This is a genomic window from Ruegeria sp. N11, assembly GCF_056531525.1.
This window is the reverse complement of sequence record NZ_JBQFLX010000035.1, coordinates 1-13,758: the sequence shown is the minus strand read 5'-3', so window position 1 is coordinate 13,758 and position 13,758 is coordinate 1. Positions and strand designations below refer to the sequence as shown.

The 13,758-nt window shown below is 55.2% G+C and carries 12 protein-coding genes and 3 pseudogenes; 6 read left to right on the top strand and 9 right to left on the bottom strand.

Annotated features, from left to right (window positions below; all coding sequences use genetic code 11):
* Positions 1–144 precede the first annotated feature (144 nt).
* Both ACR0J8_RS23045 and ACR0J8_RS23040 read left to right on the top strand, forming a co-directional pair.
* On the top strand, positions 145–423 hold the full coding sequence (locus tag ACR0J8_RS23045) for a hypothetical protein (protein ID WP_480892577.1): 279 nt from the start codon (positions 145–147) through the stop codon (positions 421–423).
* A gap of 218 nt (positions 424–641) precedes the next feature.
* Positions 642–1,646 (top strand): glycosyltransferase family 2 protein, encoded by a 1,005-nt coding sequence (locus ACR0J8_RS23040; RefSeq protein WP_480892574.1) that lies wholly within the window; start codon positions 642–644, stop codon positions 1,644–1,646.
* 16 nt (positions 1,647–1,662) lie between these two features.
* Here ACR0J8_RS23040 and ACR0J8_RS23035 read toward each other — a convergent pair.
* From ACR0J8_RS23035 to ACR0J8_RS23020, 4 genes and pseudogenes are all read right to left on the bottom strand, one after another.
* Positions 1,663–2,456 (bottom strand): annotated as a pseudogene (locus ACR0J8_RS23035) (sugar phosphate nucleotidyltransferase); the annotation flags it as partial.
* Positions 2,422–3,000: a sugar nucleotide-binding protein gene (locus tag ACR0J8_RS23030; RefSeq protein WP_480892572.1), complete on the bottom strand. Its 579-nt coding sequence runs from the start codon at positions 2,998–3,000 to the stop codon at positions 2,422–2,424. The pseudogene ACR0J8_RS23035 and the gene ACR0J8_RS23030, both read right to left, overlap by 35 nt.
* A 140-nt stretch (positions 3,001–3,140) precedes the next feature.
* Positions 3,141–3,822 (bottom strand): annotated as a pseudogene (locus ACR0J8_RS23025) (dTDP-glucose 4,6-dehydratase); the annotation flags it as partial.
* A gap of 45 nt (positions 3,823–3,867) precedes the next feature.
* Positions 3,868–3,924: pseudogene (locus ACR0J8_RS23020) on the bottom strand (hypothetical protein); the annotation flags it as partial.
* A gap of 610 nt (positions 3,925–4,534) precedes the next feature.
* Here ACR0J8_RS23020 and ACR0J8_RS23015 point away from each other — a divergent pair.
* Positions 4,535–5,695: an arylsulfotransferase family protein gene (locus ACR0J8_RS23015; protein ID WP_480892569.1), complete on the top strand. Its 1,161-nt coding sequence runs from the start codon at positions 4,535–4,537 to the stop codon at positions 5,693–5,695.
* 16 nt (positions 5,696–5,711) lie between these two features.
* Here the strand turns inward: ACR0J8_RS23015 and ACR0J8_RS23010 are convergent, their stop codons facing one another.
* Positions 5,712–6,365, bottom strand: a complete 654-nt coding sequence (locus tag ACR0J8_RS23010; RefSeq protein WP_480892566.1) for a class I SAM-dependent methyltransferase — start codon at positions 6,363–6,365, stop codon at positions 5,712–5,714.
* Positions 6,366–7,134: 769 nt separating this feature from the next.
* Between ACR0J8_RS23010 and ACR0J8_RS23005 the strand changes: the two genes are divergently transcribed.
* Positions 7,135–7,779 carry an arylsulfotransferase family protein gene (locus ACR0J8_RS23005; protein ID WP_480892565.1) on the top strand — a complete coding sequence of 215 codons (645 nt, stop codon included), beginning with the start codon at positions 7,135–7,137 and terminating at the stop codon, positions 7,777–7,779.
* Between the two features lie 18 nt (positions 7,780–7,797).
* On the top strand, positions 7,798–7,920 hold the full coding sequence (locus tag ACR0J8_RS23000; protein WP_480892563.1) for a hypothetical protein: 123 nt from the start codon (positions 7,798–7,800) through the stop codon (positions 7,918–7,920).
* 168 nt (positions 7,921–8,088) lie between these two features.
* Here the strand turns inward: ACR0J8_RS23000 and ACR0J8_RS22995 are convergent, their stop codons facing one another.
* From ACR0J8_RS22995 to ACR0J8_RS22980, 4 genes are all read right to left on the bottom strand, one after another.
* Positions 8,089–9,582, bottom strand: coding sequence for a sulfotransferase (locus ACR0J8_RS22995; protein ID WP_480892560.1), 1,494 nt, complete (start codon positions 9,580–9,582; stop codon positions 8,089–8,091).
* Positions 9,579–9,842 carry a hypothetical protein gene (locus tag ACR0J8_RS22990; RefSeq protein ID WP_480892558.1) on the bottom strand — a complete coding sequence of 88 codons (264 nt, stop codon included), beginning with the start codon at positions 9,840–9,842 and terminating at the stop codon, positions 9,579–9,581. Before ACR0J8_RS22990 ends, ACR0J8_RS22995 begins: the two co-directional genes overlap by 4 nt.
* Positions 9,843–10,108: 266 nt before the next feature.
* Entirely contained in the window at positions 10,109–11,125 is a 1,017-nt protein-coding gene (locus tag ACR0J8_RS22985) for a ParB/RepB/Spo0J family partition protein (protein WP_480892556.1), read from the bottom strand.
* Between the two features lie 77 nt (positions 11,126–11,202).
* Positions 11,203–12,630, bottom strand: a complete 1,428-nt coding sequence (locus ACR0J8_RS22980; RefSeq protein WP_170616962.1) for an AAA family ATPase — start codon at positions 12,628–12,630, stop codon at positions 11,203–11,205.
* Between the two features lie 387 nt (positions 12,631–13,017).
* Between ACR0J8_RS22980 and ACR0J8_RS22975 the strand changes: the two genes are divergently transcribed.
* A partial coding sequence (locus ACR0J8_RS22975; RefSeq protein WP_480892552.1) for a replication initiator protein A occupies positions 13,018–13,758 on the top strand: 741 nt, incomplete at its 3' end.

Here is a 13,758-nt window from a genome sequence, read left to right as displayed (position 1 = left end):
GCCATCGCCCTGGCCTCCTCCAGCGCCCCAGATGGCAGAACCGGTTTGTCCGGCCCTTCGACAACCTGACCCCGGCGCGAGAAGCGGATCAGGTCTCCGGGCTCTTCGGTCATCTCGTAATCGGGCAGATGATCGGCGGCGATCATGTCCCGGATCATCTTGCGGAACACCCGCCGGGGTGAGGCCGAACCCGAGGTAAAAGCCGGAGGGCTTAAAATAATGCTGGGAGTTCTGGGAATGACCGTTCTTGTTGGCCTTGCGACCGGTGGGGCGGCCTTGTTCTCAGGGTATTCTCTGTTCATGGTTCTGGGACTTAATATGGCTTTCGGCAGGATGTTCATGCTGGCAGCCATTCTGGAGCTCTGCACCGTCAAGTCGTTGAAAATGAGGATGCAAAGGCAACGCCATCCCGTGGTCTCCTGATCATCTGACGTTTCCGCTCCGCGTCGTCTCATTCAGGACAATCGGCGATAACATATTGCCAGAAATTGGTCCGGAAACCGCCCCGCGATGGCAGAGCTGTTTTTGGTGGCTCTATACAGACGCAGTTTTCCAAAAAGTTGCGTTTGCATACAGAACCCTTTGAACCAAGCATCAAAGCATGATCACTTAAGCCCAATCAAATAGAAAAGACATTTGCAATGGCGCCGTTGAACATGAACACCTTGACATCCTTGCACCAGCCAAAGAACCCGGATCAAAGCGTCCCCACGCTCAGTATCGTTGTGCCCATGTTCAATGAAGAAGATGTCCTGCCGATCCTGTTCGAGCGGCTAGGCGCATTTCTTCAGACACTTGATGAAAGCTATGAAATCATCTGCGTCAACGATGGCAGCTCCGATGGCACCGCCGAGCTTCTTACTCACGCGCATGAACGCGACAATCGCATAAAAGTTCTAAACTTTTCACGTAACTTCGGCAAAGAGATCGCCATGACCGCCGGTCTAGACGTTGCTACGGGAAAGGCCGTCGTGCCCATCGACGCCGATTTGCAGGACCCGCCCGAATTGATCGAAGCGTTCCTGGAAAAATGGCGCGAAGGGTTTGATGTGGTCTATGCCAGTCGGCGTCAACGCAACACGGACACCAGAATGAAACGCTGGTCGGCGAAAAAATTCTATCAGGTCCTCAACCGGCTGTCCGGCGTACCCATACCTGCCAACACAGGCGACTATCGCCTGATGGATCAGCGCGTGGTGCGCGCCATCGTTCAACTGCGCGAACAAAATCGTTTTATGAAGGGTCTCTTTGCCTGGGTCGGATTTCGGCATACCGAGATACCTTATGACCGTCCAAAACGCGCGGCGGGCCGGACTAAGTTCAATTACTGGCGCCTTTGGAATTTCGCCCTTGACGGCATCACCGGGTTCAGCACTGTCCCACTGCGCATTGCGGGCTATGTCGGAATGCTCACCGCACTGGGGGCTATCTTCTACGGCTTCTTCCTGATCATGCGTACCTTGATTCGTGGGGTGGAGGTACCCGGCTATGCCTCACTGATGGTCGCGGTGCTGCTGATCGGCGGGCTGCAGCTTGTCGTGCTTGGGGTGATCGGAGAATATCTGGGGCGGCTTTACGAAGAAGCTCGAAACCGGCCGCTTTACATCGTTGAAAGCAGCCTTGGCCTTGATGAAGCGTCCTCGTAATAGGTTCGTTTTTTTGCAACAACCCGCTCAGATAGACCCCGCACTCATTCTTGGCTAACACATCGGCCCGTTGGCACAATTGTTCCTAGTTGATCCATCCTTGTTGCTGGGCGATCTCTTCCGAGCAGCCGGTTTGCATTCCCTGACGCTCTTCCAGCGTCCGCACGAAATTGCCCGCATCCATCAAACTGGCATGGGTATCGGTATCCAGACATGCACAACCCCGCCCCATCGTTTCGATCCTAAGCTGGTCTTTTTACAGGTACACCTGCAACAAATCGGCGATTTCCAGTTCGCCCCGCCGGGAGGGTTTGACCCGCCTGGCGCGCTCTGGCGCGGTCCGCCACAAAAATACAGACCCGTCACCGCATAGTTCGACGGAGGCACCGGCGGCTTTCGATGTTCTCTTTCGCGCGCCTGTCCGCATCAAAGGCGGCGGCGCCATAGCGATTGGGATCAGCGACATGGTAACCGAACACCGTTCCGCCTTCGGTCTGTTTGCCCACCACCACCAGCAGCTTTGGCGGGCCATGGCCAAAAAAGATGTTATCGCCCAGAACCAACGTCGAGTGCGCAACGGCCAGAAACGCCTCGGTCAACACAAAGGCCTGCACCAGACCATCGGAGCTGGGCTTGCACCACATAAGTCAAGCTGCCCCCCACTGGCTACGATCCCCCAGCACGCTTGAGCTCACATTGTTGTGTGGTGATCACACAGATCTCGCAAATACCCACCAACATCAGCACTGACAGCGGGTAAAAGATCATCAGTTTGTCATAAAGTGGCAACAGCTGTTTCGGCAGGGCCATTGTGATCGGATAGAGCCGGGTGTTCGATTCCCCTGCAAGAATGATCCCTTGCGTGTGTCCATGATGCTCTTTCTGGGTCTCTCAGAATATCACTCAAACCCGGCCGCCAATCCGGTCGGGTAGTGCCGACAGTCGTTTCCAGTGAGGAGCAATCGAGGCGGGAATTCAACGGCCGTCGCGTGAGCGTCGGATAGTCGGTTGAGGGAATGTCTTTCACGTCACAATGCGTCTCTAAACAGTCAAAATCTCTCGAGCAAATCCGGCCAGCTAACATCCGGGGCGCCTGAAAAATAGTAAATTTCCATCTTATCAGCTCTTCTGCAAGTTGACAGGCCATCGACACGCAGGTAGCCGCAATGTCACGCGCCGGTGTCGGGCCGCTAATCTGATCGGCCGCAATCGACAGTTGATCGCGTTCCGCCCCAATATGCCGCATTGTCTTGATGAAGTTGTTGTCATGGGCGGACACCACCAACAAAGTCCGCAGGATGGCATGGCCCCTATGGCTTGGACGATCCCCTGCTCTACTGTCCGTTTTGAACACCTATATGCCCCAACGGCCCCGGTCGGATTCCAAGGCACCTGACCCATCAAACACGTAATCCGTCGAAATAGAGACAGAAGGGATACTCAAATCGGCGCATTCCTGCGCCACCTGACCTGTCCGGCCAAAGACAAGGGTATTTATGCTTTCACACCCCACCACTGGTCGACACCGTCGCGAACTTGCAGGGCGCACCACCAAGGTTCATTGTCAAGATACCACCGAACGGTTTTCTCCAAAACCTCTTCGACGCTGACCAACGGCCGCTACCCAGTTCTTCCCGAATCCGGGTCGGGTCGATGGCATAACGGGCGTCATGAACGAGGTGACCGTACAAAAAAGTGATCAGATCGGTATAGGGCGCAAACCCAAGGTGCAAACGATCCAGAATGGCACACAACGTTTGCACCAGTTGCAGATTACTTCACACATTTTCGCCGCCGATGTTTTAGCTGCACCCGACCTGTCCCTTTTGGACCACCAACAGCAGCACTTCAGCGTGGTCCTCGACACAAGGTGGTCTCTAACATTGAAGCCAATGCCAAAACTTGGTAGCGGCCTGCTGGCCAGAGCGTTCAAGATGATCACAGGGATCCGCTTTTGGGGAAAGTTTTAGGGCCCGCAATTATTTAAACAATTCGTCAGTACAACTGGCAAGCCATAGGTCTCATCCCAGGCGCGCGCCAGATGATTGTTGGTCGACTTTCTGGTCGAATAGGGTGAGCGAGGATCATAGGGTGTTTCCTCGGTGAATTGCCCCGTTGGCCCCAGCGAGCCATGAACCTCGTCGGTAGAGATATAATGAAACCCCTCCGGTCGCCCCTGCCTGCAGTGCACCAACTTGTCCTGCGCATGGGGCGGAGACCGGAAATGCAGATCGCGAAGGGTACCAACGCAGGCTGAAACCGGATGATTACTCTGCACAAAATCCAGATGATTCCACGGTCAGCCAACATTTTGCGTTTCCAAAATTCACAAAAAACCCGCGCGCATCACCGAACCGCCTGTGGGCTCAAGATCGGAATGCCCGGCAAAAAGTTTCTTCAATCTGCATGTATTCAAAGCCCGTGTTAACACACCATGTTCATAGCAAGTGATTACTGGATTTTCATAGGAGAGATGCGAAAGGTCCAGATCTTCCCATCAATGTAAAATAACAACTCCATCACAGCGCATTGCGCAAGTTTTGGAAACGCTGAAAGCCAAACAAAGACACAACCCCACCCCGTAGAAGTACACACAAGAATTAAGTTCTTTCGGCCACGAAAGATAACTCCGAAGGTCAGGGTCAAAACCTTCTTCCGATATTGGTTGCAAAACACTACGTCTTTGGTCACGCTGATTGTCAGTGACGAGTTTTTTGGGAAGCAATGGTTTAATGAAATTTTCGAATTTCACTCAAAAAATCAATAAAGTCGATTTTTCGTTTTTTACCTTCGCTGTATGTGGATTGTTACTGGCATTTCTGACCGGCGTTGTCTTCGGCCATTTCAGATTGCCGCCTCAGCCACAGTTGGAACTTGGGATAAGCACGTTGAAGGCCGTCAGGAAAGAAGGTCTGGCGATGCTGGGTGTCCGCCCCGTGCAGCATATGGAGGCAATGACCTTTCCAAGCGACCATATCGCACGGATCGACCCTGCGAAGATGCAACCCGGCGTCACGATGCTGGTCAGTGTCTTTGACGGACGCCTGACCGCACGGCTTTACGGGATGGATGGGGTTGTTCTGCATGAATGGCCCGTTGATTTCTTCGAGCTTGCGCAGGAAAGTGCGGCGCACAGGTTTCATGCACTCATCCATGGCGCGCAGCTTTTGCCAAATGGCGACCTGTTGGCCAATCTGGACGGCCAGAGCACCTATCGGATTTCCCCTTGCGGAGAGATCGTCTGGAAAAACGACAGCCGCGCGCATCATTCGCTGACCCTTGATGATGCAGGCAGGTTCTGGACGCCTGTATACGTGGATAAATACCCTTCCAGCTCACTGTTTCCCTACGGAGACGGGTTTCACTTCGACGCCATCGCCCGGTTCAGTGTGGAAACCGGTCAGCAAACAGATATGGTGGATCTTGTAAAAGTTTTAACCGATGGAAAATACGAGGGCATGATGGTCATTCGGCCAACGCCGGACGATTTTTCCCACCTGAACGACGTCGATGTCCTGAGCGCGGAGATCGCGGATGCGTTCCCCAATTTCAATTCAGGGGATCTGCTTCTCAGCTTTCGGAAGTTCAACCAGATTTGGGTTCTGGATGGGGAAACTCACGCTCTGAAATGGTATATGACCGGGCCGATGCTTGGACAGCACGATCCTGATTTTCAAGCGGATGGCACGATCACGCTTTTTGACAACCGTTCTGGTGGCAAGCCAGAGGCCGAAAGGGGTTTCCGCGGGAAATTAGGCGGCAGCCGGGTACTAAAGATTGATCCAGTTTCCCGCAAAGTGATCACTGTTTTTGACGGATCAGGCCCCGAAGCCTTTTATTCTCTGTATCGGGGAAAGCACCAGATCCTTGAGAACGGGAACATCCTGCTGGCAGAGACCGATCGAGGGCGGGCGTTTGAGATCACCCCGGACGGCAAAGTCGTTTGGGAAATTATCAACTCGTATGACGACAACTCGGTGTTCTGGATGATGGATGCCCTGCGATATCCGCTGTCTTACGGTGACTTTGTCGAAAAAGGATGTTCTTGAAACCGCTGGGGCGCAATCACTCAGACGGATTGCGCCGAACCCTGATAAAGTACTGCAGATAAATAAAGTTTTTCAGCAAGCCCAGGGTTATCCAATTCATCAGTTGCTTGCGCCGCCCATAGAACTGGCCTTCGATATGTTCCAGTTCAAGCCCGGTTCCGGTCATCAGCTGAATCGCGGTATCTCGAACGAACCACCGAAGATGCGTTCGGTCGAGGATTCCCTTCTCAGTATAGTTAAAGCGCCCCTTGAAAACCAACGGGATCACCAACCTGTGGTTTCTTGCATTCGGTATGCTTGCAACAATCACCCCGCCGGGTTTCAGCATCGCATGGCACGCCTCGATCGCGGACCAGGGATCTCTCAGATGCTCGAGAACATCCAGGCACATGATGACATCAAAGTCGCCCTGTTCGGCCTTAATCTTTTCCAAAAGTGACGCGTCCTCGAGGTTACCGGCATAGGCTGCATCGACGCTTGGGTGTTTCGTGTAGGCAACAAGATCGACAACTACGTATCGCGCAGCCTTTCCCACATCCTTGAGATAACCCGCCGAAGCCCCAATACCACCGCCAATGTCCAGAACCGCATTCTGACCTTCCGGAACCAAGCTGAGAACGTCCTTTCGGACCAATGCGTGGTAATCCTCGCGGACTTCTTTGTTTTCCATTTTTATCAACTAGTTACCAGAAATGAATGACGGGATCATATCGATGCGGTCTGCGGAAAACAATACCGCTGGACCGAGCCCCAGCAAGAAGGTCAAATCCCATCACATACCGCAGTCAATAGGCCGGTTTGCCATCAGATTGTTCTGTTAACTGATACAAAACCCTTACGATCAACAAGGCCATACGGCTGTTTCAGAATCTTGTGAGGGGCCGGGAAAACAAAGCCAAGACCCGCTCAAATTCGGCCCTGAGCGCAGCAAACATGCAAATGCCCCCCAAATATCTATTCACTAAGAGCAATCTGCGTCCTTTGCTTGCAAAAAATTTCATACAGTGATTGGGAGCTTTCGATATAAAAGACAGGCTTTCACTTGTTTTCTTCGTTGGAGCCTGCGCGACAGCGATATTCCTTCTTGGTGTGCTTACAGCCCGAAACCACTGGGTTCATTGCCGTTACATCACCTCCGCGATTTCCGAAGTCAAAACAGCATTCACCTACGATAAGGAACGGTTGGGCCGGCAGTATTTCAGACATAGTGATGCCCCCGAAACGCCTGATATGGTTCATGATCCAAACATACGTACACTAGGCGCGAGCCTAGTTTCCGGGTCACCCGTGACAAGGACGTACACAGGGTTCTAATTGTCGACGTCTGGGGGGTGTCGTTCAGGAATGGGCGCTCAAATGGGATGAGTTGTGGCCCCGGAAACCCCTCCCAAATCCTGGAACCTACCCTGAACCGCAAGCAACACCATCTGTATGGAATTGTGTTTCTGGAAAATGGGGATATCGTCTTTAATTTCACCGAGTTCGCCGTGTTGAGAATAAGCCCTTACGGAAAGGTCGTTTGGCGTCTCGACAGACGTGGGCACCATTCTGTCGATGTCGGCTCTGACGGAACGCTTTGGATACCTGGCCTCGTCACCCACTATGAGGCTGTCAATAGGCTGCCGAACCACGCCCCACCCTTCGAGGAGGCCTGGGTTTTGCACGTCGCTGCCGCCGGCAAAATTCTTGACGAATTCTCATTGAACCAGGCCCTGATCGACAACGGGTATACTGGTTTGCTTTATGGTTCGCCTCTCGCTGAATTCACACCAATCGTGACCCGCGACATCCTTCTTATGAACGATGTCGAGGTGTTCGAAACGGATATGGAGGAAGGCGTGGCGAAACATGGTGACATTCTTGTTTCGTTGCGCAATATCAACTCGATCATCCTGCTGAATCCTCGGAACCGGCGTATCAAGTTCACCTCAACCGGCAGGGTCATCCACCAGAAGCGTGCCTACTTTATCGATGGCAACACGATCTTGGTGTTCAATAACAACAACCCGCTGCCGAAACGGCTCGACAACGCATCCGGCAGACGCGGCGTTCAGAACCAAAGCAGCTCGGTCGATACGACATAGCTGGCTTCTGGAGATGTTATGGCATTTGTCACCGATGCAGGTGGTGCACCTTTCTTTACCGATGTGATGGGCCTGCATCAGCGGCAGGACAAGGGCAATTTTCTGATTGCCGAGGCGCGGGCAAGGCGCGTTCTCAAATGATCGCCAGATGGCCGGACTGTTTGGGAACACTACAATCTGGTCGACGAGAAGCTTCCGGGCGGTGTGACCTATACCGAACGACTTGATCCTGGGTTTGATCACCGGTATTTTGAGGCCGCTCGCCAAGTCTGCTGGGGCTGAACGGCGTTTCTGCACGTTTGTGCCCGTTCACATGGCCATTTGGGAGTGTCCCAGATGCGCAGCTTCCTTCAGCGCCTTGTAGACCTCATGCGCCTTCCGCAAACGCTCCGGGTCGAACCCCTCTGCCTCCGTCAGATCCGGATTGGAGTGAAAATATGTCTCGAAATTCTGCTCTCCGGTTGTTAACCCAAGACTCTGATACAGTGCCGTCATCGTTGCCTGTGGTGAACTGCGCAGATCATCCTGAAGGATAAAGATGCAATTGTCCGTGTATTTGAGCAGTTCCCGGAAGGTGCAAAACCAATAATCCAGCCAATAATCCGGCAGATGCGTGTCGATTTTTCCCGGCTCCATGCCCGGAAACAGGAATGGTTTGTGCAGGTTGCCAAACTCGTAGTGGCCGATATCCGCCATGTAGCGGGTCACAAAACTGTCTTCGTCCTGCAGCTTGCTGAAATTGACATGTTGCCGCAACAGGGATCTGGCATGGCTTTCCGGCCGGCGAACGGGCACGACGATCCGGCAATCGGGGAACGATTTGAGCAGATAGGGAATGCGGGCGATATTGGCATTGTTCTTCGAGCAATAGCGGGTTTTCCCAGCCGCGCCCCAGCCCGCCTGGCTATTGCGCGCGCGGATGATGCTGCCCATGTGCTGGCGCAGAAACCGATCCGCTTCGGGTACTGTCTTTTCAGCATTCCAAAGCGAGATCGACGGCCCTTTGTAGATTTGTGGCCAAAACATCTTCCAAATGACCTCTTCCAGCGCTTCGGCGCTTTCTAGATCAATCTCCATACCATCGCCATGCGCCCGCGCCTGCCGCCTGACAGTGCGTTTTTCGCCGCCGGCCAGCCTGTTCCACAAAATAGGGGCCGTCACGAATGGCATGTCCCGATAGATATGCGTTGCAATCTCGCGGGCGTCGTGCAGCGCATTAAGCACAGCCGTCGTCCCCCCTCGCGCCAGAGATGTCACGAAGATGGGTGCCAAAACCTCGGGCCGGGAAAGTCGCGCAGCCAGCCTGTCTTCGGCCCGCGCGGCCAGTTTCAGCACTGCAGGGCTCGCGAAGGCCAGATTATGAACGAACTGGTCCACGGGCGAATACAAGGGGTCACCGGCGTTCCGAGGGGCCTTAGCCGACCGAAACCGGCCAGCAACCTTAACCAGCACGATGGCCAAAACCGACGCGATAACGATGTAATCGAGCCGGAGCATGACATCCAAGACGGTGCCGCTGGTTGTGTAACCGATGGCATCCGCCAGAAATATCGGCAAACCCGCAGCGATCAGAGCAAAGGTGATGCGCCACGCAATGTTCAGCCCGCCGACCAGCAGCCGCAAACCGGCTTGCCGCGCTGCAATCTCTTTTTCCCGGTCTGAAAGCTGACTATTGAACAGGGCAGATACACCCGCCAAGCTTACCCCAACAACCTGATGCGCCACGCCAGCTATGTTCGTCCACCAAAGCGCACAGATAAACCCGGCAACGACAAAAAGCGAAACGATGACCGCCTGTATCATTGTGCCGCGTCGGACTCGCTACCTTTGTCGCCCTGCCCCTTCGCCCCCCAGATCAGTCGTTTGAGCGGAAACCACAACAACCCTACGAAAAGAAAGAGAACGCCCAGCACCACAGCGATTGTCACGGCAATTGCACCCAGCCCCGCGCCAGGGCCGATATAGGCGTTTGCCGGATTTGGAAGCACCGCAAACAAAGCGCCTGAAAAAAGCGATAGCTTCAGCAACTGGCTGGTCGCTCCAACCTTCATCAACCATTTCATGGTATTAGTCTCCCCAAACTCGCAATCAGGCGCACATAGTGTTGTAAAAAACTTTATCTTCCATTTTCTGAGCAACCCCGAAAGGTGGCACATATTTCTAAACTAACCGATTTTCGCTAAAATAGGAGCTTCAAAAGATCACTTCCCTCACTTTTCTCAACGATTTTATCAGATCCGCCACATTGTCGCCCGGGGCTGGCACGCAAGCCAAATACCGGCAGGTTGTTGCACGTGTAAGAAACAGATGGTGTTTCGCACGCGAAACATCATTTGGCACGGACTTCCAACCAGACGCGCAGGTCCTCGAAGAACTCATCGCAAACACCGCGGCCAGACAACACAATCTGCGCACCATTTCGACTCTGTTTCACGACAATATCACCGATGCTTTCTGCCTTCGAAAGGTATCTCTCAGAGGTTTTTGGGTCGCTTTTTCCACCATGCTGCACAGCCTGGGTCAGCCGTCGCAATTCGTCATCCGGCGTGTCGGCAGCGCCATCGCTTAGCACAGTTGCCAGTTTCTGAACCCGCTCTGGTTCCTCCTTCAGGACCTTCGCAATCGACAACCCCAGCCGCTCGGGGATGGCCGAGGCAAAGCACAGATGTTCATCCAGCGCGTGATAGATCGCAATGAACGAGCCGATCTTCGACCGCTTGGCGCGACTGGCGGATGCGAACAGCCCGCGCAAAGCAGCGGCCTCATCCGGGTAAACCCCCTGCTCCGCCGCGCGCGCCACGATCCGGGCACGTTCATAATAGCTCAGCCCGACCCGGATCTCGTTTTCCTCGACCATGGCCACATAGGCGTCCGAGGCGCTCTGAGGCTGTCTGAGGAACGCCCGCACGGTTTCAAACCGCGCCTCGCCCGTCTCCTGCACCAGCGCCCGCAACGCGGTCATCCGACGCCAGCCGGAAATCAGGCCATACCGCCCGCCCTCCAGCTCGACAACCTCGATCGGGGTTTGCTGTCCGCGGGCCTTCAGACTTTCCTTCAAGGCCTCCATATCCGCATCATCGGCGGCCAGGCGGTCGCGTACCAGATAGGTTTCCTCGACAGTATCCAGCGGCAGGTCCTGCACCAGACGCCCTTCGGCGCGGGCCGCACGCAATTCCCCGGACAGCTCTTCCAGCGCGGCCTGTGCCGCCGTGGCACCTGCCACCTGCGCAACAGGGGGCGCGGATCGTGGTGCCTCAGGGGCAAACATGGATTGCGCCCCGATGCCCGGTCGGGTGTCGTCCAGATAATCCGACCGGGCAGGGGTCAGTCGCTTTCGTTTCGCCATCACATTCTCCTTTTCCTGCGCGGATCAGACTCTGCACCGGGCACCGCTGATCGTGTTTCGCGCGCGAAACATCCCGCTTAAAGCGTCAGTTCCGGCGTTTCTGCCTCTTCGGTCTGCCCAGCCAGCTCCTCGCCCCGCCAGACACCGATCAGCAACTTCTTGAACGAGGCATAGGTGGCGTCAAAGGTTTCGCGCCCGCGCACATAGGTCTCACGGTTGAAATCGCGGTAATCGGCCTCATAGATGCCGTTGACCTGTTCCCCGGCTTGCCCGATCAGCGCCGTGTAGCCTTGCCAGTGTGGCGACAGGGTGCGGCCCAGATAGGCCTGCATCAGCCCGGCCAGCTCTGCCTGCTGGCTGCCGTCATAGCGGGTGATGACCGTGCGCACTGCATCCCACTGAAAGGCCATCTCGGGCCGTCCCAGCGCGCGGGCGGCCATATTCTCCCCCTCTTCAATCGACTGGAATGTGGAATGCAGCATGTCGAAGAACCGGCCGGTGGAATCGAATTCCAGGAACGATGCACCCATGGGCACCAGCAGAATATCCGAGGCCGCCAGCCCGTTGATCGTCAGATAACCCAGGGCAGGGGGGGTATCGATGAAGACGATGTCATACTCATCCAGCACGCCATCCTCTTCCAGCGTTTCTGTCAGCGCATCCCACAGCTTCCAGCTGCGCCCCTGCATGCGCCAGACCGGGATCTGGAACTCGGCCCAGTAAAGGTTCAGCTGTGCGCCGATCAGATCAATGTTGGGCCAGTGGGTTTTCTGGATCAGATCGCCGCCGCGCAGTTTCAACGCATCCGACAGCGTGTCGTCGATCGGATGCGGGGCCTCGCCCCGGTCAAGCCGTCCCTGATTGTCCCGGCGCAGATGGGTGGCATAGTGGCGCGCCAGCAGGGGGAACACCGTCTGCCATTCATCGGTCACCTTGCCGCCGAAGATCGAGGTCATCGACCCCTGGCTGTCCAGATCGATGACCAGCACCCTGTAGCCATCCAGAGCGGCGGACATGGCCAGATGGGCACAGGTCGAGGTCTTGCCGACACCGCCCTTGAAATTTGCCACCGAAACGATCTTTGCCGGCAGCCCCTTGGGGCGATAGGGGCGATATTCTTTGGCCTTGGAGCCTTCCGAGGCGAAATGCGTCCGCAGGCGCAGCACCTCGTCCAGTGTGAACCACTTGGCGCCGCCTTCGGTTTCGGATCGCCCCTGAGGCAAATCCGGGTTGGCCTTCAGGACCCGGCGGAAATGAGCAGGGGCAACGGGGATCAGATACTTGGTGATTTCCCAGGTCGAAAACAGCCGCAGTTTTTTGTGCCCGCCTTCTTCCAGACCCCGACTGGCCAGGTCCGCACGCCCTCGGGCGCACGCATCGGCAATGGCTGAGAAATCATGGGTTCCGGTCGGGTTCCCAAGTTCTTCATAAGCCAGGTCAGGGTCGATATTGAAATACGGGGGAAGCCCCTCGGATGTGCCTGCTCGCATTGAAATTCTGCCCATGTGCTATGTTTCCCCCAATATACTACAAAAGACAGCATGCAAAAGCATTATGAGTACAAGACTGGATTTTCTAAGCAAAAATAAGGGGTAATTGCTGGTTGAGACGGTGCTTTGAAGCGCGATGCAAAAAATTGTTCAGTTAGAATCTTGTTATTTTATTAGTTACAGTGCTGGATCATCGTTCTTAAACATAAGAAAAAAAAAGGTTTTTCGTGTTTTTTGATACACCAAGTGAATCTGATCCCACGAAAGGGTGACTCTGAACCCACGTTGCAGTGACTCTGAACCCACGATCCGGCGGCTTTACGCCTCCTGTGGATAACTTTACGGTAAGCGTCAATAAAACCACGAACGAAGATTCGGGCAGGAACATATGGGCAGGGCAGTATGAGCGGGTCAGGGGCGTTGTTGCCTGACCGGCATCCAACGGGTGATTTTTTTGTATGCGATATCTTCGATGCGCTGCCCAAGACCGATATGGGGTCGATGGAGCATCCGATGTTTTCGCTCTCGACCCGACCGGATCGGCGGATCCTGAATTACGAACATAACGGGGTCGAGATCACGGTAACGCCTTCGGTGCGGGGGCTGGCGACGATCCATGACAAGGACATCCTGATCTTTTGCATCAGCCAGCTGATGGCGGCGATCAATGCCGGCCGGACCGTCAGCCAGGTGTTGCATCTGAAGGCGCATGATCTGCTGGTGGCCACCAACCGCGAGACCAGCGGCGATGGCTACAAGCGCCTGCGCGAGGCTTTCGAGCGGCTGGCAGGAACCCGGATCACCACCAACATCGTCACCGGCGAGAAAGAGACCACCACAGGCTTTGGCCTGATCGAAAGCTGGGAGATCGTCCGCCTTACCCGGGCGGGCCGGATGGTCAGCGTCAGCGTGAAACTGTCCGACTGGCTGTTCCGCGCGGTGTTGGCAAAATCGGTGCTGACGCTCAGCCGCGATTACTTCCGCCTGCGCAAACCGCTGGAGCGGCGGATCTACGAGTTGGCGCGCAAGCATTGCGGGCGTCAGCCCGAATGGCGGATATCGGTCGAGGTGCTGCTGAAGAAGTCGGGTTCGGCCTCACCCCGGCGGGTGTCCCGCAAGATGATCCGGGACATGATCGCTGCC

What these genes read in the sequence shown, in the direction of transcription:
- ACR0J8_RS23045 (WP_480892577.1), top strand. Translation starts at nt 145, where the DNA reads ATGTCCCGGATCATCTTGCGGAACACCCGCCGGGGTGAGGCCGAACCC.
- ACR0J8_RS22980 (WP_170616962.1), bottom strand. Translation starts at nt 12,630, where the DNA reads ATGGGCAGAATTTCAATGCGAGCAGGCACATCCGAGGGGCTTCCCCCG.
- ACR0J8_RS23040 (WP_480892574.1), top strand. Translation starts at nt 642, where the DNA reads ATGGCGCCGTTGAACATGAACACCTTGACATCCTTGCACCAGCCAAAG.
- ACR0J8_RS22985 (WP_480892556.1), bottom strand. Translation starts at nt 11,125, where the DNA reads ATGGCGAAACGAAAGCGACTGACCCCTGCCCGGTCGGATTATCTGGAC.
- ACR0J8_RS23010 (WP_480892566.1), bottom strand. Translation starts at nt 6,365, where the DNA reads ATGGAAAACAAAGAAGTCCGCGAGGATTACCACGCATTGGTCCGAAAG.
- ACR0J8_RS22995 (WP_480892560.1), bottom strand. Translation starts at nt 9,582, where the DNA reads ATGATACAGGCGGTCATCGTTTCGCTTTTTGTCGTTGCCGGGTTTATC.
- ACR0J8_RS22990 (WP_480892558.1), bottom strand. Translation starts at nt 9,842, where the DNA reads ATGAAATGGTTGATGAAGGTTGGAGCGACCAGCCAGTTGCTGAAGCTA.
- ACR0J8_RS23000 (WP_480892563.1), top strand. Translation starts at nt 7,798, where the DNA reads ATGGCATTTGTCACCGATGCAGGTGGTGCACCTTTCTTTACCGATGTG.